Source organism: Hyphobacterium sp. CCMP332 (genome assembly GCA_014323545.1).
Taxonomy (GTDB): Bacteria; Bacteroidota; Bacteroidia; order Cytophagales; family CCMP332; genus CCMP332.
On sequence record CP058647.1, the window covers coordinates 2,410,517 to 2,435,097 of the forward strand.

Sequence of the window (24,581 nt, forward strand, 5' to 3'; positions counted from 1 at the left end):
AGAATCAATTTCTGCGAATCCTATGTAAATTTTTTTAATAAATTTGCCGAGAATTTTGAGAGCTGAGAAAAGCACTATGTCGAAAATCGTAAGGTTAAAAAAAGGGTTTGATATCAATTTGGCGGGAAAAGCTGAAAAAACACTTGATAAATTAGATCGAACCGAAACATTCGCAATAATACCTTCTAATTATCCGGGCCTTCAAAGACCAAAACCTTCCATCGAAGAAGGGGATACAGTTAAAGCTGGATCTGAATTGTTCTTTGATAAAAAGAATGCTCATATAAGAGCTACATCTCCTGTAAGTGGAGAAGTAGTGGAAATCAAGAGAGGGGACAAAAGGAAATTAGAATACATTAAAATTTTAGCTGATAAGGAAATTCAGTTTAAAAGTTTTAAGGAAAATTCGGTTTCTGATATTACCAATCTTGATCAGGAAGATATAAAAAAGCAATTGATCGAGTCAGGATTGTGGGTAAATCTGATCCAGAGACCATTTGGAATTATTGCCAATCCGGAAGATCAACCAAAAGCCATTTTTATTTCTGGTTTTGATACACATCCACTGGCAGCAGATATAGGTTTTACTTTAAAGGGGCAGGAAAAATATTTTCAGGCCGGCATTTCAGTACTAAACAAATTTGCTTCGGGTACGGCCCATCTGGGTTTGAGTGCGGATAGCGAGGTTCCTTCAGTGTTTTCTCAAATTAAAGACATTCAGGTCACTAAATTTTCTGGCCCCCATCCGGCAGGAAACGTAGGTGTTCAGATTCACCATTTGGATCCCATTAATAAAGGTGATGTAGTATGGACCATCAGGCCTATAGCCGTAGTGTGGATCGGTCGATTTTTTCTTGAAGGAAAAGTAGACCTTAGGCAAACCATAGCATTAGCGGGCTCAGAAGTTAAAAATCCAAGATATTTTGAAACCATTGCCGGAGCATCGGTCAATAAATTTCTGCAAGGGAATCTTGAAAATGAGCATGTTCGCATTATTTCAGGCAATCCATTGACAGGACAAAGAATTAATCAGGATGGATATCTTGGGTATTATGATAATTTAATTTCTGTTCTACCGGAAGGAGATAACTACAAATTCTTTTTGACGGAAGGCTGGTTTTCACCTCAGTTTAATCGATTAAGCGCTCACAGGGCTTTATTGCTTTTTTCATTTCTCAATGGCAAGAAGAAAGAATACAAGCTCGATACAAATATGAACGGTGAGGAAAGGGCATTTGTGCAGACGGGAATATTTGAAAAGGTTGTGCCTATGGATTTATTGCCGGTTTATTTGCTTAAAGCAATTATGGCGGAAGATTATGATGAAATGGAAGCCCTGGGGATTTATGAAGTTATTGAAGAAGATTTGGCACTTTGCGAATTTGTCGATGTATCCAAAATGGATGTTCAGCAAATTGTAAGAGATGGTATTAATTTAATGCTAGAAGCGTAAAATAAATGAAGTTTTTAAGAGACATATTCGATAAGGTAAAACCTAATTTTGAGAAAGGCGGGAAATACGAAAAATTGTATTATCCCTTTGAGGCGTTCGAAACTCTCATGTTTACGCCCAAAACCACGGCCCCACAAAAAGGAGCTCATATCAGAGATGCGGTTGATTTAAAGCGTCTTATGATGACCGTAATCGTGGCGCTTGTGCCATGTTTGATTTTTGGTATCTGGAATACCGGGCATCAGCATTTTATCGCAATAGGCGAAGAGGCTGATTTCATGACTAAATTCTTATTTGGGTCAAAATATGTTCTTCCTATTGTTGTGGTGTCTTATGCATCCGGACTTGGTGTTGAGTTTCTGTTTGCAATTTTTAGAAAGCATCCTGTAAATGAAGGTTTTCTCGTTACAGGAATGCTTATTCCATTAATTATGCCGGCAACTATTCCTTTATGGCAAGTGGCTGTAGCCACAATATTTAGTGTAGTTATGGTTAAGGAAGTATTTGGTGGTACGGGGATGAATATCTTAAACCCGGCATTAACTGCCAGGGCATTTCTTTATTTTGCTTATCCCTCACAAATTTCCGGTGATGTATGGACCGTATTGGGAGATAATGCTCAAACAGTAGAAGGTTATTCAGGTGCAACTGCGCTTTCTATTGCCTATGAATCAGGAACGGGAGAAAATACCAGCAATTTGATTCAGGCCTACGGTAGTTTTTGGCAGCCCGATATGTTTTCAATAAAGAGTATGTTCATTGGTACCATACCCGGTTCTATTGGCGAAACATCTACATTAATGGTATTGATCGGTGCTGTAATTCTTTTGGCAACGGGAGTAGGAAGCTGGAGAATAATGCTGAGCATGGTTCTCGGTGTAGCAGCCATGGCCATTGGATTAAATATTATTGGTGCCAATGAGTATATGAATTTGCCTTTTTACTACCATTTTGTAATTGGAGGTTTGGCATTTGCGATTGTCTTTATGGCAACCGATCCGGTATCTGCGGCGCAAACTTTTGCCGGAAAATGGATATACGGATTTTTAGCTGGGGTTTTGACTGTTATTATAAGAGTATTGAACCCTGCTTATCCGGAAGGAGTAATGCTGGCTATTCTTTTAATGAATGTCTTTGCTCCTTTGATAGATTTTTATGTAGTTGATGCTAACAAAAAAAGAAGATTAAAACGTGCAACAGTCTAATATATACATCATAGTTTTTTCTGCAGTATTAACAGTCGTTCTCGGTGGACTTCTGGCATTGGCAGCAGTTGGTCTAAAACCCGAGCAAAAAAAACAGGAAGACCTTTTTAAAAAGAAATCAATTTTAGGAGCTGTAATGGAAATTGGCCCTGAGGATGATGTTTTGAAAATTTACGAAAAGGAAATTCAATCCTATGTGGTTGATGCGGAAGGTAAAAGGGTCGATGAAGTAAATGGTGAAAAAGTAGAAGCGGAAAATATTGAAGTGGGGAAGGAATTTAAAAAAGCCCCTGAAGACAGATTATACCCGGTATTTGAAAAGCTAAATGAATCGGGAAATATTCAATGTTATATTTTACCTGTTTATGGAAATGGCCTTTGGGATAAAATTTATGGATATATGGCAGTGGAGCAAGACGGGAATACGTTGGCAGGAGCTGTTTTTGATCATATTTCCGAAACACCAGGTCTCGGAGCCAGAATTACTGAAAAAGAATTTCAAAAAAGGCTGGTAGGTAAAAAAATAAAAGATGAAAACGGTAAACTAGTTGGTATTACTGTTCTTAAGGGAGAAGGAAATAATCCGACCGATCCGCACAAAATTGATGGATTATCCGGAGCAACAATTACTTCTAAGGGTGTACAGAAAATGATTTACAATTATATGGATCATTATTTGCCCTTTTTTGAAAAGAAAACAAGTGGTTCTAACATAAGCATGAACTAAAAAAATATGAGTACTGAAACTTTAGAACAAGATCAAATTCAGGAGCAAGAAGTAGTAAAAGCTCCCAGTGAGGCACTTTTATCAAAGAGGCGAAAAAAGTTAATGTCGGATCCTCTAGATGAAGATAATCCAATTACTGTTCAGGTTTTGGGCATATGTTCTGCTTTGGCTGTGACTACCCAAATGAAGCCTACATTGGTTATGGCAATAGCAGTAATAGCCGTTATTGTTTTTTCAAATTTGATTATTTCCTTATTGCGAAATTTAATTCCAAACAGGGTCCGAATAATCGTTCAATTGTCGGTTATCGCTTCATTAGTTGTTTTGGTTGACCAGGTTTTAAAAGCCTATTTCTTCGATATCTCAAAGATATTATCGGTTTTTGTAGGTTTGATCATTACAAATTGCATTGTAATGGGACGTTTAGAAGCCTTTGCCATGGGGAATAAACCCTATGATTCATTGTTGGATGGATTAGGTAGTGGATTGGGTTATGCCTGGATCATTCTGGCAGTAGCTTTTTTCAGAGAACTTTTAGGATCCGGATCAGTATTTGGATTTAAAGTTTTCGAAGTAGCCGGCATTCCTTATGCAAATAATGGATTAATGGTGAATTCAATAGGTGCCTTCCTGATTATTGGAATTATAATCTGGGTACAAAGGGCGAGAAACGGATACGTAGAACACAATTAATATTCTTATGGAATTATTTAATCTCGGTATTAAATCGATCTTTATTAACAATATGATTTTTGCATACTTTCTGGGTATGTGTTCATATTTGGCCGTTTCCAAGAAAGTATCAACTGCAATGGGCCTTGGTTTGGCTGTTGTTTTTGTATTGACAATAACAGTTCCGGCAAACTGGCTTTTGACAGAATTTGTATTGAAAGAAGGAGCGCTGACATGGTTGGGTGCTGATTTTGCAGAAGTTGATTTGAGCTTTTTAACCTTTATTATGTTTATCGCCGTCATAGCAGCGATGGTGCAACTGGTTGAAATGGTAATCGAAAAAGTATCACCTGCATTATACGGTTCCTTAGGTATTTTTCTTCCTTTAATTGCAGTAAACTGTGCCATTCTAGGATCGTCATTATTTATGGTGACTTATGAATACAATTTGGCAGAAGCAACCGTATTTGGATTTTCTTCAGGTATCGGATGGCTTTTAGCTATTATTGCGATTGCGGCGATTAGAGAAAAATTAAAATATTCGAATGTACCTGATCCATTAAAAGGCTTGGGAATTACATTCATAATTACCGGATTGATGGGAATCGCTTTTATGTCATTTATGGGCATTTCCCTTTAATTATTAAATATTTCGCTTCGGTAATTGCCGAATTTATCCACTTATGTAAAAAGACAGACGATTTGTTTGTCTTTTTATATTTTTGGACGTCAAATAAAATTAAAAAATGCGCGTATTCGTAATTCTTATACTTTCAATTATTCTTTTTAATGCTTGCAGTACAGATCTGGATGTAAACGCAGATTTTAGGGAAACTCCTATTATGTTTGGCCTGATTAATCAAAGCGATTCGATAAATTATATCAGACTTCAAAAAGCATACAGCAATCAGGATGGAAATGCTTTGGAAATAGCCAAGAATTTTGATTCACTTTATTACGACACAACCAAGGTTAAATTAACGCTTTTGGAGCTAGACAGACAAAATGGGGATACAAGCGAAGTAGATGTATTAGTACCAGAATACAATGAAAATAAAGCTCCTGGCGAATTTGCAGCACCCGGGCAGTACGTTTATAAAACCGATTTCAAAGATTTTAAAACCGATGGATACGAGTATATTTTTAAATTTAAAAATACGGAATCTGGATTGGAAGCTACGGCAGCTACTGATATTATAGATTGTGAAAGAATTATAGCACCGATACGATATTCCTGTAGAGATTTTGAATTCGAAGGTTCTTTAAGAAGAAATTTAGATTTTAATGAAGATGGCAGTATGAACCCGCTGTCTTTTCTAGAATTTGAAGGTCCTGAGAATGCTGCTTTTTTCTCTCTTGAAGCTGTTGTAGAATATACTGTTGAATATGAAGAAGAAGATCGAGACCGAGATACTTTTAGTACAAAAGATAATGTGTGGTCGGTAATCACACTTGATCTCGATGAAAATGTTCCGGGAAAATCATATGGGAGCAATGGTACCATTCCTATTGGTGAAACAGCATTTGGATCTTACTTGTCAAGAGTCATTGACACTGAAAATGATGAGGAAAATGGTGTTATTTCAAGAGCGCTTCTTAATATTCAGTTCACTTTTTATTACTACAATGAATCGTATGAAAATTATCTGGAAGTGAATGGTAATTTTAACCCACTTTCGCAAACCAGGCCACTCTATACTAACGTAGACAATGGATTGGGTTTGATCGCATCACGCAATATTTTAGTTACTAATAAATTGCCAATTTCAGTTGTAAGTAACTTTAATAATACCAACTATTTTAGCAGTTGGCCTGACCTCAAGTTCTTTTTTGAGGAATAATTATGTCAATATGACAGATAATTATATCTGAATTCCACTTGGCATAATGCTTGTCCGTCCCATGTAAAGAATAAAAATAACATTAAGAACGCATGGGAAAAATAATAGGAATAGATTTAGGAACTACCAATTCCGTCGTAGCTGTAATGGAGGGAAATGAACCTGTCGTTATACCAAATAGCGAAGGGAAAAGAACCACACCTTCTGTTGTAGCATTTTTAGATGGAGGTAAAGGAGAGAGAAAAGTAGGTGATCCTGCAAAACGACAGGCCATAACAAATCCTGAAAATACGATTATGTCCATAAAAAGATTTATGGGTCGTACATTCAGCGATGCAAAGAAAGAAACAGAAAATATATCTTATAAGCTCGAAAAGGGTACTAACGATACACCGAGAGTTAAAATAGGAGACAGAAATTATACTCCACAGGAAATTTCAGCTATGATTCTTCAAAAAATGAAGGCAACGGCTGAAGATTATCTGGGTACAACAGTTACCGAAGCGGTAATCACCGTACCGGCTTATTTTAATGATTCTCAAAGACAAGCTACGAAAGAGGCCGGTCAGATTGCAGGCCTGGAAGTAAAAAGAATTATTAACGAGCCTACGGCGGCGGCTTTGGCCTACGGTCTGGACAAGAAAAATCAGGATATAAAAATAGCTGTTTTTGATTTGGGTGGAGGTACATTTGATATTTCCGTCCTTGAATTGGGAGACGGTGTATTTGAAGTAAAGTCTACCGATGGTGACACACACCTTGGTGGAGATGATTTTGACCAGGTTATTATTGACTGGTTATCGGCTGAATTTAAAAAAGACGAAGGCATTGATTTAACAAAAGATCCAATGGCTCTTCAAAGATTAAAAGAAGCCGCCGAGAAAGCTAAGATTGAATTATCAAGCAGTACCAGTACTGAAATTAACCTGCCATATATTATGCCGGTTGATGGGATACCAAAACACCTTGTAAAAACGCTTACAAGAGCCAAATTTGAACAGCTTTCTGATACTTTGATAAAAAGAACGCTTGAGCCGGTGAAAAAGGCCGTTAAAAACTCAGGCTTTAGCACAAATGAAATCGACGAAGTCATCTTAGTCGGTGGATCTACAAGAATTCCTAAAATTCAGGAAGAGGTTGAAAAATTCTTTGGAAAGAAACCTTCTAAAGGCGTTAATCCTGACGAAGTTGTAGCCATAGGTGCTTCAATTCAAGGAGGAGTATTAACAGGAGAAGTTAAAGATGTTCTTTTGTTGGATGTTACTCCGCTTTCTTTGGGTATCGAAACTGTTGGCGGTGTATTTACAAAATTAATCGAAGCTAACAGCACCATACCTACTAAGAAGTCAGAAGTATTCTCTACAGCAGCTGATAATCAGCCTTCTGTTGAGATTCACGTTCTTCAGGGTGAAAGATCGATGGCAAAAGACAATAGAACCATTGGTAAATTTCATTTGGATGGAATTCCACCGGCACCAAGAGGTGTGCCACAGGTAGAAGTATCATTTGATATTGATGCCAACGGAATTTTAAATGTTTCTGCAAAAGACAAAGGAACCGGTAAGGAGCAAAAAATTAGAATTGAAGCTTCTTCTGGCTTATCCGATGAAGAAATAGAAAAAATGAAGCAGGAAGCAGAAGCCAACGCTGAAACTGACAAGCAGGCGAAAGAGCAGGCAGATAAAGTCAATGCAGCTGATGCTATGATTTTCCAAACTGAGAAACAATTAAGTGAGTTTGGTGAAAAATTATCTGATGCCAATAAGTCGAGCATCGAATCTGCACTTGAAAAATTGAAAAAAGCTCATGAATCTAAAGATCTTGCTGCCATTGATACAGCAATGGAAGAGATCAATACAGCATGGCAAAATGCATCAAGTGAGATTTATCAGGCACAACAAGAGGCAGGCCAGACAGAAGGAGCGGAAAACTCCAATGAAGCAGGTACTGAATCGTCAGATGATCCTGATGTTACTGATGTAGATTATGAAGAAGTAGATTCAGAAAATAAAAAGTAATCTGAATTTTAAAATTAAACGAAGCCCGCTTATTTTAGGCGGGCTTTTTTTATGGACAAATTTTCATTTTTCAGTAGTGTATTCGACGTAGTCAAACTTATCCCGGAAGGCCGTGTAACTTCCTATGGTGCAATTGCAAAATATCTTGGTGCTAAATCGGGTGCGCGTATGGTCGGCTGGGCTTTGAATCAAAGTATAACAAACAAAGATCCTATTCCTGCACACAGGGTAGTAAACAGACAGGGATTACTCACTGGCAAAATTCACTTTCCAGGCGATTCCATGGAAAGGGAACTTAAAAAGGAAGGACTAATAATCGAAAATGATAAAATATTAAACTTTCGCGAGCGCTTTTGGGATCCGGAAACAGAATTGGATGTATTAAACTAAGACGATTTTGCATGATTTTCTTATTATTCACTTTTAATCCGGTTTAAAAAGAAAATGCTTTAAAAAATTTTAATTTAGCCCAAAATCTAAACTATGAACCCTGAAATTCTTTCCTCCCGTATTAAAGCAATGAAACCTTCTGCCACCATTGCTATGGCTCAAAGGGCAAGAGAACTTTCCTCAAAAGGTGTGGATGTTATAAACCTGAGTTTGGGAGAACCAGATTTTCATACACCGGAACACATTAAGGAAGGAGGTATTAAAGGAATAAGAGAAAACTACACTTCCTATCCACCGATTCCCGGCTATTTAGATTTAAGAGAAGCTATTGCAGCAAAACTAAAACGAGACAATAATCTAGACTATTCCGCAAAACAAATTGTGGTTAGTACCGGGGCAAAGCAAAGTATTGCGAATGTCATGTTATGTCTTCTGGATCCAGGAGATGAAGTCATAGTATTTACACCCTATTGGGTATCCTATGTTTCTCTGATTAAACTGGCCGAAGGAAAACCCGTTTTAGTGGAGGGATCACTCGAGAATAAATTTAAGGTCGATCCAAGGGATTTTGAAAAGGCAATTGGTCCAAAAACAAAAGCGGTCATTTTTTCTTCGCCCTCAAATCCAACCGGAACTGTTTATACTAAAAAAGAACTTGGTGAATTTGCCTCAGTTATTAAAAAATTTCCAAATCTGTTCGTCATTTCAGATGAGATATACGAGTACATTAATTTCCTTGGAGAACATTCGTCCATTGCTTCATTTCCGGAAATAAAAGACCAGGTTGTGTTGGTAAATGGATTTTCTAAAGGTTTTGCAATGACCGGATGGAGAGTCGGGTACATTGCTGCTGCACAGGAATTGGCATCGGCTTGTGATAAAATACAGGGACAGTTTACTTCTGCTACCTGTTCAATCGCCCAAAGAGCAGCACTTACCGCGGCAAGCTCAGATTTAAAGGAAACCTTTAAAATGCGCGATGCTTTTAGAAAACGCAGAGATATTGTTTTAGAACTGCTCAATCAAATACCCGGAATTAAAACATATGTACCTGATGGTGCATTTTATATTTTTCCCGAAATAGACCATTACTTTGGGAAATCAAAAGGTGATTTTACAATCAAAGATTCGGTTGATTTTTGCATGTATTTATTAAGCGACAGTCACGTGTCGACCGTGGCTGGATCGGCTTTTGGAGCACCAAAATGTTTTAGAATGTCCTTTGCCGCTTCCGAAGATCAATTGAAAGAAGCAGTGAGAAGAATTTCAAAAAGCTTGTCTGAACTATCTTAATGTCAGTTTTCACCAACATATTTAAAGAATTTGATAAGCTCAAGGTGATGGTGATAGGAGATGTAATGGTCGATTCCTATTTATGGGGGAAGGTCAGCAGGATTTCTCCCGAAGCACCCGTGCCAATCGTAAATGTGGTAAAAAGAGAGAAAAGATTGGGAGGTGCGGCAAATGTAGCATTGAATCTTATGGCACTTGGAGCCACTCCTGTTTTAGTTTCTGTGATAGGGCAGGATTCAGATGGAGATGACTTCATGAATCTTCTAAAAGATCAAAACTTTTCCACAGCAGGAATACATCGCAGTGAAAACAGACCAACTACCATTAAACACCGGGTTTTGGGTGGTACCCAACATTTGCTAAGAGTTGATGCAGAAAACACAGAACTTCTGGATGAAAAAGAAAATGAGTCATTAAAAAGAAAAGTTGATAAGTTAATAAGCGATTGTGATGCGCTTATTTTTGAGGATTATGATAAAGGAGTGATCAGTGAGGACTTAATAAGTTTTGTGGTCAAAAAATGCAGAGAAAGAAATATACCGGTTGCGGTGGATCCAAAGAAAAGAAATTTCCTTTCATATAAAGAGGTAGACTTGTTTAAACCAAATTTGAAAGAATTAAAGGAGGGCCTGAATATTGAAATAATACCAAACGATAAGCATAGTTTGAAAAGAGCTTCTGATTCTTTGAGAAATGAGCTCAATCATAAAATGACATTGTTAACGCTCTCCGAACACGGTATTTTTTACGATGCTAAAACTTCAGATTTAATTCCGGCACATAGAAGAGAGATTTCTGATGTGTCAGGTGCAGGTGACACTGTTATAAGCATCGCAACTTGTTGTAAGGCTTTGGATTTACCCGAATCACTTTTGGCTGAATTATCCAATTTGGGAGGAGGACTCGTCTGCGAACATGTTGGCGTAGTGCCGATTGAAAAAGACACCCTGCTCGAAGAAGCCATACATAGCATCGATCCAGCAAGACATGGCCTGGGCAGATAAATTTAATAGTTTTTTATACAACACCCGTGAAAGGGTACTGCGTTCCTATAGAAATGTATTGGGCCTGGCAACGCTTATTGCCATATCAATTCTCATTGTAATATATGGCTTTGAACTTAGCCAAAAAACAATTGAAATATTATTCAATGTATTGGATCTGATTTTTGGCCTGTTTGTTTTTAGTTTCTTGCTACGACTTTTATTTAATTTCCAAAGATGGCAGTTTATCAGGGAAAATATAACTGAAAGTTTAGCCATGCTGATAATTCTTCTGCATGGAATTACCAATTTGCTTCTCCCATTTGTACCCATTGAAACCCTTTTAAAATCAATTGGCTTTATCAATTATCCCAATGTTTACAGAGTGCTTGTAACAATGTTTTTGCTCTTTATCATTGGAATTGACTTTGTAAAAACCGGAACAAGCAACATTTTTAAGAAGGTAAGCCCTCCAACATTTTTCATATTGAGTTTTTTGGCGCTTATCGTATTGGGTACTATCCTTCTCGTTTTACCCAAAATGTCGGTAGAAGAAGGAAGTATGGATCTTGTAGATGCCCTTTTTACCGCAGTAAGTGCTTCCTGCGTTACCGGCCTGATCGTGGTTGATACGGCGAGTTATTTTACCTTTCAGGGACAGATTGTTTTACTCTTTCTTATGCAATTGGGTGGACTGGGAATAATTTCCTTTGCAACATTTTTTGCATTTTATATTGGTCAGGGCGTTGGTATTCGACAGCAGTCATTAATTCAGGACTTCATGAGCTCTGAAAGCATATTTTCAACACAAGGATTAATTCGACAAATCATCTTTTTTACCCTCTTTATTGAAATGTTTGGAGCCTTTTTATTATTCGCATCCTGGGACCCATCTGTGGAATTTAAAGATCTTGGGGAAAGGCTTTTTTATTCGGTATTTCATTCCGTCTCTGCTTTTTGCAATGCAGGATTTGCCTTATTTCCCGAAGGGTATTATACAGAGCAATTGAGATTCGCCTATTTCCATCATTTGATTCTGGCTGCTTTAATTATAATGGGAGGTCTGGGATTTGGAACACTGCAGGATTTGTTTTCACCGCATAAACTCAGGGAAAGAATGGAAAAACCCTGGGTTGATTGGAAACTGAGTACAAAAGTGGTTTTATATACCTCAGGGGCTTTAATCATCATTGGTATGATTATGATTTTACTTTTGGAAAACGACAATACTTTAAAGGGTTTGCAGACCTCTGAGAAAATTATAGACTCATTCTTTTTGTCTGTGACCTCAAGAACCGCCGGCTTTAATACACTGGATACTGCAAGTCTGAAACTGCCGACCTTGATCTTTGTAATATTTTTAATGTTCATTGGGGCTTCTCCCGGTTCTACTGGAGGAGGAATTAAAACCTCAACTTTTTTATTGATTTTTGTTTCTGTCATAGCTACAATAAAAGGCAAAGACAGCATTGATTTGGGTAAAAGATCAATCCCGAGTGCACTGTTATATAAGGCACTTACCGTTTTTGCATTTGCAAGTACTTATAACTTACTGGGTGTATTTGTACTTAGCATTGCCGAACCGGAAATTGCAATTTTTGATCTTGTGTTTGAACATGTATCTGCATTCGCAACTGTGGGATTGAGCACAGGTATTACTTCAGAACTATCCGATATGGGTAAATTAATTATTATGATTTCCATGTTTCTTGGCAGAATCGGTACTTTAACTCTTGCTGTGGCACTGGCCGGATATAAGGAACAACCTTCTTTTAGATATCCAACAGCTCATTTGATGATTGGTTAAAAGGAATATTTTCCAAATAATACTTGGTGTACTAAGTACACTTTCTTATTTTCGTTCTTCAAATCATTATTAGATTGCGATTAACTATACTGATTATAGTTGTTTTTTTTGCGGTTGTTCAGGAAGTGTTAGCACAGGTTGTTACTCTTGATCCAACTTTTCCCAAACAAACAGATACGGTAACCATAACTTACGATGCTACATTGGGCAATGGTGCATTAGAAGGTCAAAGTACTGTTTACGCTCATATGGGTGTAATTACCTCAGAAAGTAACTCACCAAGTGATTGGAAATATGTGGTGGGTGAATGGGGCACAGCCGATTCTGATGTACTCATGACTTCAATTGGAAATAATAAATTCATTAAAACCTATGATATCGCCGATTTTCACGGAATTCCGGCAGGCGAGATAGTTTTACAATTAGCTTTCGTTTTTAGAAATGCAGATGGCTCAATTGTTGGTCGCTCTGACAACGGAGGAGATATATTTGTAGATCTTTTTCAGGGTTCTTATGCCGCGGCCATCATCAAGCCTACTCAGGATTACCTGGTAGTTGAAAATGGTGACACAATATCTATGAAGAGCAGTGCTTCTGCCATGTCTGAAATAAAAGTATTTGTTGATGGAAATCTTTTTGATAGCATTTCTAACGCTCAGGATTTGAATACGGAAATCCCTGTAGATGATTTTGGAGCCGGAAAATATTGGGTCAGCATGGAATCCAATTCGGGAACTGAAATAGCGAAGGATTCATTCTATTTCGTTTACCCGGGAACACCTTTTGTACAGGATCCGCCTGCGGGTATTGATGAAGGCATTAATTATATAGGTGATTCTTCTGTGACACTAAATCTGTATGCGCCATTTAAAGATTATGTTTTCGTATTGGGTGATTTCTCCGATTGGGAACTGGATACACAATACTTAATGAATAAAAGTGAAGATGGCGATCATTTTTGGATCAGCTTGAATGGACTTGACCCAAATACGGAATATCGATTTCAGTATCAGGTTGAAGAGCAATTGCGAATAGCTGATATTTATTCTGAGAAAATCCTCGATCCTTGGAATGATCCCGAAGTAATAAATGAAGGAGTTTATCCCAATTTAACCCCTTACCCGAGCGGTCAAACGAATGATCCGGTTTCTGTTTTTTATATAAATAAACCCGAGTATCAATGGGACACTACCATAAATTATCAAAAACCCGAAAAAGAGAAACTAATAATTTATGAAACCCTTTTGAGGGATTTTTTAGATGATCACAGTTATAAAGGATTAAAAGATACGCTTGATTATTTACAAAAACTGGGAGTAAATGCCATACAGTTGATGCCCATTAATGAATTTGAAGGCAATGATTCCTGGGGATACAATCCATCCTTTTATTTTGCTCCTGATAAATACTACGGCCCCGATTATGAATTAAAAGCCCTCGTGGAAGAATGTCATAGAAGGGATATGGCGGTGATTTTGGATATTGCATTAAACCATTCTTTTGGACAAAATCCCCAGGTTAGAATGTATTTTGACCCCGCTGCGGGCAGTTTTGGTCAGCCAACAGGCGAAAATCCCTGGTTTAATCCTATAGCTAAACACGATTTTAATGTAGGCTACGATTATAACCACGAAAGTCTTAAAACACAGGAATTTGTGGATAAAGTATTGGCCTACTGGGTAAATGAATATCAGATAGATGGATACAGAATGGACCTGTCAAAAGGATTTACTCAGGTAAATTCTCTGGGCGATGTCGGATTTTGGGGTCAGCGGGATGCTTCTCGTATTGCCATTTGGGAAAGAATAAGAGATGAATTATTGCAGGTAGATAGCAGCACCTATATCATTTTAGAGCATTTTGCAGATAATACAGAAGAGCAGGAATTATCCGCCAAGGGATTTATGCTTTGGGGCAATTGCAATCACGTATACAATGAAGCCACAATGGGTTTTAGTGGCAATTTATCCTGCATCAATTATCAGGATCGTTCATGGTCCAGTCCGTATTTGGTCGGATATATGGAAAGTCACGATGAAGAAAGACTGATGTACAAAAATTTGAATTTTTCAAGGTTTAATGACGATTACACCATCCGTGAATTGGACACTGCATTGAAACGTGTGGAATTAGCAGCCAATTTCTTTTTAACCCTTCCCGGTCCAAAAATGATCTGGCAATTTGGGGAATTGGGTTTTGATTATTCGATTAATAGATGCGTTGACGGTACCATAAGTAACGATTGCCGATTATCAAGAAAACCGATCGTTTGGGATTATTATGAAAATGAAAAAAGAAAGCGATTGTTCAATGTATTTTCAGAACTGAATCGATTGCGAAAAGAGTACGATGTTTTTCATACAAGTGATTATTCCATCGATGCGAATAGCGCAATGAAAAAGATAATATTAAATGGGGAAAAAATGGATGTAGTGGTTTTGGGCAATTTTTCAATCGAAGAAGAGGAAATCATTCCAAAATTTACACAGACAGGGACATGGTATGAATTTTACACACAGGATTCCATAATTGTTGAAGATGTTGATCAACCACTTTTAATGGCGAGAGGAGAGTATAGACTGTATTCTACCCAAAAAATAATTGGTATTTTTAATGATGAACCACCAAAAATTCAGCCACCGGAAGTGCCGGTTGAATTACCTGATTTTATTGTTTACCCCAATCCTTTTACTGATGAAACAACGATACAGTTTAACAATGATACTGATCGGGAAGTGGATGTAGAAATTCTTGACCTACTCGGGAAAAAAATCCGAGACATAAGGGTCTCCAAGAGAGGAAAACAAGAAGTAGTTTGGGACGGTACCAATTCAAAAAAAGAAAGAATGCCGAATGGACAATACATAGTAAGAGTAGTAAAATTTAATAATGTACAGGAATTTAAAATTTTGCTTGTAGATGAGTAGATGCTAAATATTGCTTTTAGCTTTAACAATAAAATTAAGTTTAATTATTGATAAATATCATTTTAGGCTAAATTTTGAAGTTCGAAATTGTAAAGGAATTTGTAACTTTTACAATGCTTTTTAGGGTAAAAACAAGTTAGGAAATATTAAGAATGTTAAATCTAAATTTTAAAATCATGATGAAAATTAAATCAATCGCGTATATCGCAATCCTTTTTGGAGCAGCGGTATTAACAAGTTGTGGGGGAGATGATGGCGGAGGCGCCGTAATTCCACCGCCAACAGGTGGCTCTGATGATGGTCTTTACATTACCGGAACGGCAACATCGGAAACACCAAGTTCAGCAATAGAAATGGATGATGCATATGTAGATGCATTTGGATCCACACCTCCTTATTCTGAAAGACCGGGTTTATATGAAGCATATATTTACATGGAAGCCGGAGATTTCAATATTACTCAAATTGAAGAGGAAGTTGAAACTGTTTGGGGCGGTACTGTTACCGAAGAAGATCTCGGTAGTGGCAAGATGTGGGTAAGTGCAGATTTTGCCGTTGGCGGAGATGCATTTAGCGTAACTGAATCTGGTTTATATCATGTTACTATTGATGTAACTTCCGGAACAGCATACATCGTAAAAATCAATACATATGGATTGATTGGAACAGCCGGACCGGGATGGAGCTCAGATGCCCCAATGGCACTAAAAAGTGCAGATGCAAATACTGTAGTTTTTGAAGGAACTAATATTGAATTGAAAGCGGGTGAATTTAAATTCCGTTACAATGAAAATTGGAATTCAGACAGAAGTGCAGCTACTCCTGCTGTTGATGGTTTGAACCTTCTTACAAACTTTGGAACAAATACTGAAGGTGGTGATGAAAATGGAGGTTTCCAACCTGGAGGTTTCAATTTCAATTTTACAGGTAATCCGGGTGTTTATACCGTAACCTTAACTTTCTCTCCTGGAAAAGGATATAGTGCTGTTGCAGAGTTCGAAAGAACCGGAGACGGATCTGGTTTTGATCCAGCCGAGTACAACTGGGGTATAATAGGCGCAGCAACAGATAGTGCCTGGGATGCTGATGTGAATTTCATTTACAAAGGTGAAGATGCAGGTACTCACAAATGGGTTGCATTTGTTTATCTTCAAGATGGAGAATTCAAATACAGAACCAATGATGCCTGGGATTTCGAATTAAATCCTGGAAATGTTGATCATACCGGAGACGCTGCTTCTGAAGTTAGCGAAGGTGGCAATTTCATATTAGATGCCGCTACTGATTCAGGATACTATTATATCACAATTACTACTGCTGATGAAGGCGCGACATGGGCCGTTCAATTTGATGCAGGTGTTTGGGGTATAATTGGTGCTGCAACTCCAGGTGGTTGGGATAATTCTACTCCACTGGCTTACAATGGAGACAATTCCTGGTCTGCTGATGTTGTAATGTTGGCAGATGAGTACAAATTCAGAGCCAATGACTCTTGGGATCTTAACCTAGGTGGTGATCTCAATGCACTTACCCTTGATGGAGCCAATTTAGTTTCTACCGCAGGTACATTTACAGTTACTGTAATGACAGCGGATCATGGAGCTACATATACGGCTACACTCCAATAATCATATTAAACCCTGCAGGTGAATTCCTGCGGGGTTTTTTTCACTTTTATTGATGAACCATGAGAAAACTATACGCACTTGCTGTGTTCGTACTTTTTTCCGCAACGAACATTTATGCACAAGACATTACAGTTACCGGTAAGGTAACAGACAGTGAAGATGGGACAGAACTTCCCGGTGTTAGTATCTTAATCAAAGGAACTGCTAAAGGTACTATCACCGATTTTGAAGGTAATTATTCAATTGATGCTCCATCTGAAGCAACCCTGGTCTTTAATTATCTGGGTTATGAACCGCAAGAAATTTCTGTATCTAATCAAACATCGATTGATGTACAAATGAGTACAGAAACTGAAGTGTTGCAAGAAGTCGTTGTTGTTGGATATGGTGTAGTTGAAAAAGGCGATGTAACAGGAGTAATAAAAAAGGTGGACGAGGAACAATTCAATAAAGGAATGATTTCTACGCCCCAAAATTTGATTTCAGGAAAAGTTGCCGGTGTTCAGGTCAGTGGATCCGGAGAACCCGGTGGAAATGCTACGATAAGAATTAGAGGAGCTACTTCAATCAATGCAAGCAATGACCCTTTATATGTAATTGATGGTGTACCGATAGAAAATGAAGCCGTTACCGGGAGCCGAAATCCCTTAAACTTTCTAAATCCCAGCGAAATAGCGGATGTCACTGTACTAAAAGATGCTTCAGCCACTGCCATCTATGGAAGTAGAGGAGCAAACGGAGTAATAATGATTACAACAAAAGGTGGAGCGGTAAGGGAAGGAAAGGCTTCGGATAAACCAATTATCAATTACGATGGATCTTCTTCAGTCAGTACTTTCAGCGCAGAAACACCAATATTAAGTGCAGAGGAATTTAGGGCAGCCATTGCTGTTTTTGATGATGAAAGAGTAGATAATGAGGCGGTTATAGGACCGGCAGATACAGATTGGCTTGATCAAGTCACACAAACAGCCTTTTCTCAACAGCATAATTTGTCGATAGGATCAAATATTCAGGATGGTAATTATCGTTTTTCTACGGGTTATCAACAAGTCAATGGCGTTTTAAATGATACCAGAACAGAGCGTTATAATGTCAATTTTAATATTTCCAAAGGTCTATTAGACAATCGATTGAATTTGCGATTTTCCACCAAAAATGCGGTTGTTAATGACAAATTCGGAAGCAATCAGGTTGGAGCCGCATTAAGCTATAATCCAACTCAACCGATTTACTTTGACACAAGTTTGTACCAAAACGGACCTCCGGCTGGAATGACCGGTCGATTTGGTGGTTTTACAGAATATAATGATCCATTGGCTGTTGCAAACCCAGTAGCTCAAAGTAAACATCAAAAGGCTGTAGGTGAGTCCTTTAGAAGTATTAATAATTTCGAAGTCAACTATAAACTACCTTTTGTTCCGGGTTTAAGTATAAAGAACAATATAGCTTTAGATCAAAAAGTAACAGATAATCTGAGTTTTTCACCAAATTTTATCAAATCAGAACTGAGAACTCAAGGTCAATACAGCTTCGAGCGATCTTCGGTTCAGTCCTTTCTTTATGAAGGCTATTTGAATTATGAAAAAAGTATTGATGCCATCGATGCAAAAGTCACTGCGGTAGGAGGGTATTCATATCAGTCATGGGATAAATCTTTTGGATTTTTCAGACATGATTCACTCAATACCAACGCATTTGGATTAGATGCGCCGGCACCAATTTCTAATTCTAATGTGGTGATAGGAAACAACGCCTTTCAAAACAGATTGATTTCATTCTATGGTCGTTTTAATTTTGACTGGAAAGATAAATATCTTGTTACAGGTACATTAAGACGTGACGGTTCAACCCGTTTCGGCCCTGAAAACCGATGGGCATTATTTCCGTCTTTTGCTGCCGCCTGGAGAATATCCAACGAAGACTTTTATGAAGGCCTGGATAGATACGTCAATTACTTAAAACTTCGCGTTGGTTATGGTATAACCGGTAATCAGGAGATCGCGGATTACAGGTATTTGACGACATATGAATTTTCAACCCCCACTGGTTCTTATCAATTAGGAAATCAACTAATAAATACCCTGAGACCTACGGCTGTTGATCCCGATATAAAATGGGAAGAAACAACATCAATAAATGTTGGATTGGATTGGGAGATTTTAAAAGGAAAATTGGCCGGTGCATTTGAGTATTATCAACAAAATACAGATGATTTAATATTCGAAGTGGCCATTCCGGTTGGAATACTTCCAACAGATAAAGTCATCACGAATATAGGTGAAATGAGAAACAGAGGATTTGAAATGGACATATCAAGTCCGATAATGACCAGAAGAGATTTCATGTGGAATGTTTCTTTTAATGCGGCGTATAACAATAATGAAATATTGCGATTGGATAATACGGTAGCAGGTGCTGAAGAAACAATTTATCCAAGAGGAGGAATTGCCGGTGATGTTGGTCAAACCATACAGGTATTGAAAGTAGGAGAATCAATAAATTCATTCTACGCTTATGAGCAATTGTATGATGCCAATGGCGACCCTATTTATGAACCGATTAACAGAACCTTGATGTACAAGGATCAAAATAATGACAGTATAATCAATGAAAAGGATTTACGTGTTGCAAAAAATGCCAACCCCGATTGGATATTTGGATTAACTTCTGTTATGAACTATAAAAAAATTGATTTTGCATTTACTTTCAGGGCTAACCTTGGAAACTATGCATACAACAATTTTTCATCGAATTATGGAGAATTGAGAAGATTGCAAACTGCAGTACCTCAAAATATCCATACTTCAGCATTGGAAACGGGATTTGAACAAAAACAAATATTATCTGATTATTATATAGAAAATGCATCGTTTTTAAGATTGGATAATGTGACGATCGGTTATTCCATTGACAGATTGGATTGGATGAAAGCGCGAATCTATTTTACAGCACAAAATGTATTTGTTGTAACTAATTATTCTGGTTTTGATCCAGAGATTCAACCTTCAAACCCTAATGACCCTCCGGGTATTGATAATAATTTGTATCCAAGAGCCAGAACATTTTTAGGTGGGATATCACTAACATTTTAAGAAATCATGAAAAAGTTAATATATACACTATTTACAATTGTCTTTTTTGTTATAAGTGCTTGCACAGATTTGGATGTAGTGCCTAAAAACAGATTGACAGAAGATGTGGCCTTCCTTGAAGAAGGTTCTTATACCGCCTATCTGGCTAAACTCTATGCGAGTTTTATGTTGACAGGACAAGAAGGGCCTGCAGGGAATGCTGATATTACAATTATAAGTGATGAAGGATTCAGTTCATATATGAGGGCCTATTGGAAAGCTCAGGAATTGACAACCGATGAAGCGGTTATTAGATGGACAGATGCCGGTATTCAGGATTTGAATACACATACCTGGTCTTCGGATAATCAATTTGTCAGGGTTCTTTATTATAGAATTTTTTTTACGACAGCATTGTGCAATGATTTCCTTAGGATTTCTGAACCATCACTGTTGGATGAAAGAAATATCAGTCCTGATTTTCAAGATGAAGTTGCAACCTATCGGCTTGAAGCCAGATTTTTAAGAGCTCTGGCCTATTGGCATGCTTTGGATCTTTATAGAAATGTAGCTTTGGTAACTACAATTACTGCAGAACTTCCATCGCAAGTGCCTCCTCAGCAAATTTATGATTTCATTATTGGTGAATTGGAAGCATGCGTTCAGGGTTTACCGAGTGCATCGGAAGCAGAATATGGAAGGGCAAGCAGTGAAGCTGCCAGAATGTTACGTGCTAAAGTAAGACTGAATGCACCAAACTATTTGACTAACCCACCTCAGAGTATTTACAACGATGTGGTAAATGATGTGAGTGCAGTAATCAATAGTGGTAGCTTTAGTTTAAACCCCGTTTATCTTTACAATTTTAATGCGGATAATAACAGCTCTCCTGAAGTAATCTGGGCATTGTCTCAAGATGGTGTTGCCTCGCAAGGTTGGGGTGGGACAACCTTTATGGTTAGAGCCGTATTATTTGAAAACTCAATGTCTGCTACCGATTGGGGAGTAGTAAGTGGCTGGTCCGGAATTAGAACAACACCTGAATTCAACAGTTTATTTGAAATTTCTGATGGCGTTCTTGATAGTTTGGATTCCAGAAATGTTTTATGGACTGTAGATGATAATGATCAGGGCATCACTCCAAGACCCGAATCTACTCAAGCGGATATTTTAGGGGAAGGATTGGGTTATTTAGCTCCAAAATTTTCAAATATTTCAAGCGACAGTACTGCCGGTGCTAATTCAGATTTTGTCGATACCGACTTTCCGTATTTCCGTTTAGCTGATGCGTATCTTATTTATGCGGAAGCCGTATTGAGAGGCGCTTCAAATGGTGATGTAGGTACGGCTCTTGGATATATCAACGAATTGAGAGAAAGGGCCTATGGGAACAGCAATAATAATATTTCAGGTGCCGAATTAACTCTTGATTTTATTCTGGATGAAAGAGGAAGAGAATTGTACTACGAGGCCACCCGAAGAATTGATTTAATCCGGTTCAATAAATATTCCAGCCGTGCAGGAGCGGAAGAGTTAATTTGGGAATGGAAAGGTGCAGAGGCTGCCGGAAAGACTATTCCTCCATTTTTAGAAATTTTCCCTATTCCTGCATCAGACCTTGGAGTCAATGGAAATTTCCGTCAGAATAACGGATACTAATGATAAATTTTAATCACAAACTAATTTGCTCAGCAGGTCTTTTCCTGCTGAGCATTTTTTATCTGAAGGCGCAGTCCATTGAACGCATCGAACCCCCGAATTGGTGGGCAGGAATGAACAGTCACAAATTGCAATTGATGGTACATGGAGAAAATGTAGCAGAACTTTCTGCGCGCATTAAAAGTGAGGGTATCAGCATTGAAAAAACCAATAAACTTGATAATCCCAATTACCTCATTGTTGATCTTATTATTGATGAAAATGTAAAGCCCGGAAAATTTAAAATTGATTTCCTGAAGGGGAAAAAGAAATTTTTAACCAAAGAATACGAATTAAAAGCCAGAAGGGAAGGATCTGCAGAACGAAAGGGTTTTGGACCGGAGGATGTTTTGTACCTGATAACACCGGATCGATTTGCCAATGGGGATGAATCGAATGACAATATTGAATCTTATGTAGACAAAATCAACCGAGAAGATGATTATGCTCGTCACGGCGGTGATATAGCTGGAATTAACAATCACCTTGATTATATCAAAGATTTGGGTTTTACATCCATTTGGGTAAATCCGGTTCTTGAAAATGCTCAGCCAAAATATTCCTATCACGGTTATGCCACTACAGATTTTTACAAGGTAGATCCACGCTTTGGCAGCAATGAAGACTACGCTCAACTGTCAAAAAAAGCAAGTCAAATGGGCATTGGTATGATCATGGATATGATCGTGAATCATTGCGGTCATAAACACTGGTGGATGGATGATCTTCCTTCCAATGATTGGATTAACAATATTGGCATTTATTTGGAGAAGGACAGCTTTGTTAAAACAAATCACATGAAGAGTACGATTCAGGATCCTTATGTAGCGGAAAGGGATCTCGATCAATTTATTCACGGTTGGTTTGGGAAATCCATGCCTGATTTAAATGTTAGAAATCCTTATATGGCCAAATACCTGATTCAAAATTCCATTTGGTGGGTAGAATACGCCGATCTTCAGGGCATTCGAATGGATACCTATTCTTATCCCGATAAGGAGTTCATGACACAATGGACCTGCGAAGTCATGTATGAATATCCGAATTTCAATATTGTGGGTGAAGAGTGGAATACCGATCCGGCCATTGTTTCTTTTTGGCAAAGAGGAAAGAAAAACAGCAATGGATACACTTCTTGTCTGCCGAGTTTGATGGATTTTCCATTGCAATCCAAATTAGTAAAAAGTTTAAATGCTGAGGAAGGCAAATGGGCTTCGGGCTGGAAAGATGTCTATGAAACAGTGGCTATGGATTTTCTATATGCCGACCCTTATAATCTTGTGATATTTCCCGACAATCACGACATGGACCGTATATATACACAAGTAAAAAAGAACAAAGATTTATTTGATCTGGCCATAGCTTATTACAGCACCATGCGAGGCGTACCGCAATTTTATTATGGAACGGAAATTCTCATGGCCAATGAAAAGCCCGGCGATCACGGAGAAATCAGGACTGATTTTCCCGGTGGCTGGAAAGGAGATACGATCAATGCATTTGAAGGAAAAGGCTTAACTGAGGTTGAGAAAAATGCCTTGAAAATGATTAAAAACGTTCTGAATTGGCGTAAAAAATCCGAGGCTGTTCACAACGGAAAATTACTTCACTTTGCACCGGATACAAGCTCGATATATGTTTTTTTCAGGTATACAGAAAATGATAAAGTCATGACCATTCTGAGTAAAAATTCCAATGAACTCGAGCTGGATATTTCCCTTTACAAAGAAATACTTAAAGGGAATGAAAAAGGTGTGGAAATCATTTCCGGAATGCAAATAGATTTAAGCAAAGGCCTCAGAGTTCCGGCAATGAAGGCCATGATCATTGATTTTGAATAGATTAATTGTTTTATTTTTTGTTCTTATTTTTTCACAAGCTATGGTGATTGGACAGGAAAAGAAGTCTTCATCAGGCAATTTTGATATTTACCAAAACTTTGAGACAAATCTGATAAGTCCCAGAACAGTGAGAGTTTGGAAACCGAAAGATTATTCTCCAGAAAAGAAATATGCGGTCTTGTACATGCATGATGCACAGAATATATTTGGTTTTTTAGATACCTGGAATGGGCAAAATTGGAATGCAGAAGGTACAGCAGAAAAACTTATTGAAGAGGGTAAAACTCGTGATTTTATTATTGTAGGTATAGATAATGGGGGCATTTACAGAAGAACCGATTATATGCCACAAAAAGTATTCGATAAAATCCCAAAAGACTATCAAGAATATATTTATGCAATAAAGGAAGAAAATGCTGAAAGCAAATTCAACGGAGATGTTCGCTCTGATAATTATTTAAAATTTTTAGTCAGCGAACTGAAACCATTTATTGATAAAAAATATGCCACTTATACTGATAGGGAAAATACTTTCATAGCGGGCTCGAGTTTTGGTGGCTTAATTTCTATTTATGCCATTAGCGAATACCCTGAAACTTTTGGTGGTGCGGCCTGCTTGAGCACGCATTGGACGGTAACTTATGATCTGAAGGACAATCCTGTTCCGGCTTTATTTGCAGATTATTTATTAGAGAATTTGCCGGATCCTCAAATTCACAAAATATATTTTGATTTCGGTACCGAGACGTTGGATTCATTGTACGAACCATGTCAATTGGAAATCGATAAAGTGATGGAACAAAAGGGCTATACTTCTGACAACTGGCTTACTAAAAAATTTCCCGGAGACAAGCACGACGAAAACTCCTGGAGCAAGCGGTTTTACATTCCTTTGGAGTTTTTGTTGGCAGAATAGATTATTGCGGCTCCTTCATTAGCACCTCATCTTTATCATCAACAATCAGGCTCAATAAACCGGCGAGGATCATGGATATCCCTCCTATGATTAACGCGAATATAAACT

Annotated in this window: 17 protein-coding genes; all 17 read left to right on the top strand. The window is 37.9% G+C overall.

The annotated features are described in order from the left end of the window. Positions 1–76 precede the first annotated feature (76 nt). Positions 77–1,453 carry a Na(+)-translocating NADH-quinone reductase subunit A gene (locus HZR84_10645; GenBank protein ID QNL23243.1) on the top strand — a complete coding sequence of 459 codons (1,377 nt, stop codon included), beginning with the start codon at positions 77–79 and terminating at the stop codon, positions 1,451–1,453. A 5-nt stretch (positions 1,454–1,458) separates the two neighbouring features. Next, positions 1,459–2,658 carry an NADH:ubiquinone reductase (Na(+)-transporting) subunit B gene (locus HZR84_10650; protein QNL22378.1) on the top strand — a complete coding sequence of 400 codons (1,200 nt, stop codon included), beginning with the start codon at positions 1,459–1,461 and terminating at the stop codon, positions 2,656–2,658. Further along, the gene (gene nqrC / locus HZR84_10655) at positions 2,645–3,385 is read left to right on the top strand and encodes an NADH:ubiquinone reductase (Na(+)-transporting) subunit C (GenBank protein QNL22379.1); all 741 of its coding nucleotides are present in this window, start codon (positions 2,645–2,647) and stop codon (positions 3,383–3,385) included. The genes HZR84_10650 and nqrC overlap by 14 nt, the downstream gene beginning before the upstream one ends. 6 nt (positions 3,386–3,391) lie before the next feature. Then, positions 3,392–4,078 (top strand): NADH:ubiquinone reductase (Na(+)-transporting) subunit D, encoded by a 687-nt coding sequence (locus HZR84_10660; GenBank protein QNL22380.1) that lies wholly within the window; start codon positions 3,392–3,394, stop codon positions 4,076–4,078. Positions 4,079–4,085: 7 nt separating this feature from the next. After that, the gene (gene nqrE / locus HZR84_10665; protein ID QNL22381.1) at positions 4,086–4,697 is read left to right on the top strand and encodes an NADH:ubiquinone reductase (Na(+)-transporting) subunit E; all 612 of its coding nucleotides are present in this window, start codon (positions 4,086–4,088) and stop codon (positions 4,695–4,697) included. A 106-nt stretch (positions 4,698–4,803) separates the two neighbouring features. Next, on the top strand, positions 4,804–5,898 hold the full coding sequence (locus HZR84_10670; protein QNL22382.1) for a DUF4249 family protein: 1,095 nt from the start codon (positions 4,804–4,806) through the stop codon (positions 5,896–5,898). A 92-nt stretch (positions 5,899–5,990) separates the two neighbouring features. Next, complete coding sequence (gene dnaK, locus HZR84_10675) at positions 5,991–7,916, top strand: molecular chaperone DnaK (protein ID QNL22383.1); 1,926 nt, start codon at positions 5,991–5,993, stop codon at positions 7,914–7,916. Positions 7,917–7,967: 51 nt separating this feature from the next. Then, a complete protein-coding gene (locus HZR84_10680; GenBank protein QNL22384.1) occupies positions 7,968–8,306 on the top strand; it encodes an MGMT family protein in 339 nt (112 codons plus the stop codon). 93 nt (positions 8,307–8,399) lie between these two features. Continuing rightward, the gene (locus HZR84_10685) at positions 8,400–9,599 is read left to right on the top strand and encodes a pyridoxal phosphate-dependent aminotransferase (protein ID QNL22385.1); all 1,200 of its coding nucleotides are present in this window, start codon (positions 8,400–8,402) and stop codon (positions 9,597–9,599) included. Next, positions 9,599–10,603 carry a D-glycero-beta-D-manno-heptose-7-phosphate kinase gene (locus tag HZR84_10690; GenBank protein ID QNL22386.1) on the top strand — a complete coding sequence of 335 codons (1,005 nt, stop codon included), beginning with the start codon at positions 9,599–9,601 and terminating at the stop codon, positions 10,601–10,603. Before HZR84_10685 ends, HZR84_10690 begins: the two co-directional genes overlap by 1 nt. After that, on the top strand, positions 10,587–12,389 hold the full coding sequence (locus HZR84_10695) for an ATPase (protein QNL22387.1): 1,803 nt from the start codon (positions 10,587–10,589) through the stop codon (positions 12,387–12,389). Before HZR84_10690 ends, HZR84_10695 begins: the two co-directional genes overlap by 17 nt. Positions 12,390–12,463: 74 nt before the next feature. Beyond that, positions 12,464–15,316 carry a T9SS type A sorting domain-containing protein gene (locus HZR84_10700; protein ID QNL22388.1) on the top strand — a complete coding sequence of 951 codons (2,853 nt, stop codon included), beginning with the start codon at positions 12,464–12,466 and terminating at the stop codon, positions 15,314–15,316. Between the two features lie 176 nt (positions 15,317–15,492). Then, positions 15,493–16,944 carry a SusF/SusE family outer membrane protein gene (locus HZR84_10705; protein ID QNL22389.1) on the top strand — a complete coding sequence of 484 codons (1,452 nt, stop codon included), beginning with the start codon at positions 15,493–15,495 and terminating at the stop codon, positions 16,942–16,944. 59 nt (positions 16,945–17,003) lie between these two features. Continuing rightward, positions 17,004–20,039: a SusC/RagA family TonB-linked outer membrane protein gene (locus HZR84_10710; GenBank protein QNL22390.1), complete on the top strand. Its 3,036-nt coding sequence runs from the start codon at positions 17,004–17,006 to the stop codon at positions 20,037–20,039. Positions 20,040–20,045: 6 nt separating this feature from the next. Then, entirely contained in the window at positions 20,046–21,677 is a 1,632-nt protein-coding gene (locus tag HZR84_10715; protein ID QNL22391.1) for a RagB/SusD family nutrient uptake outer membrane protein, read from the top strand. Then, entirely contained in the window at positions 21,677–23,557 is a 1,881-nt protein-coding gene (locus HZR84_10720; protein ID QNL22392.1) for a glycoside hydrolase family 13 protein, read from the top strand. The genes HZR84_10715 and HZR84_10720 overlap by 1 nt, the downstream gene beginning before the upstream one ends. After that, complete coding sequence (locus tag HZR84_10725; protein QNL22393.1) at positions 23,550–24,473, top strand: alpha/beta hydrolase; 924 nt, start codon at positions 23,550–23,552, stop codon at positions 24,471–24,473. Before HZR84_10720 ends, HZR84_10725 begins: the two co-directional genes overlap by 8 nt. Positions 24,474–24,581: the final 108 nt, after the last annotated feature.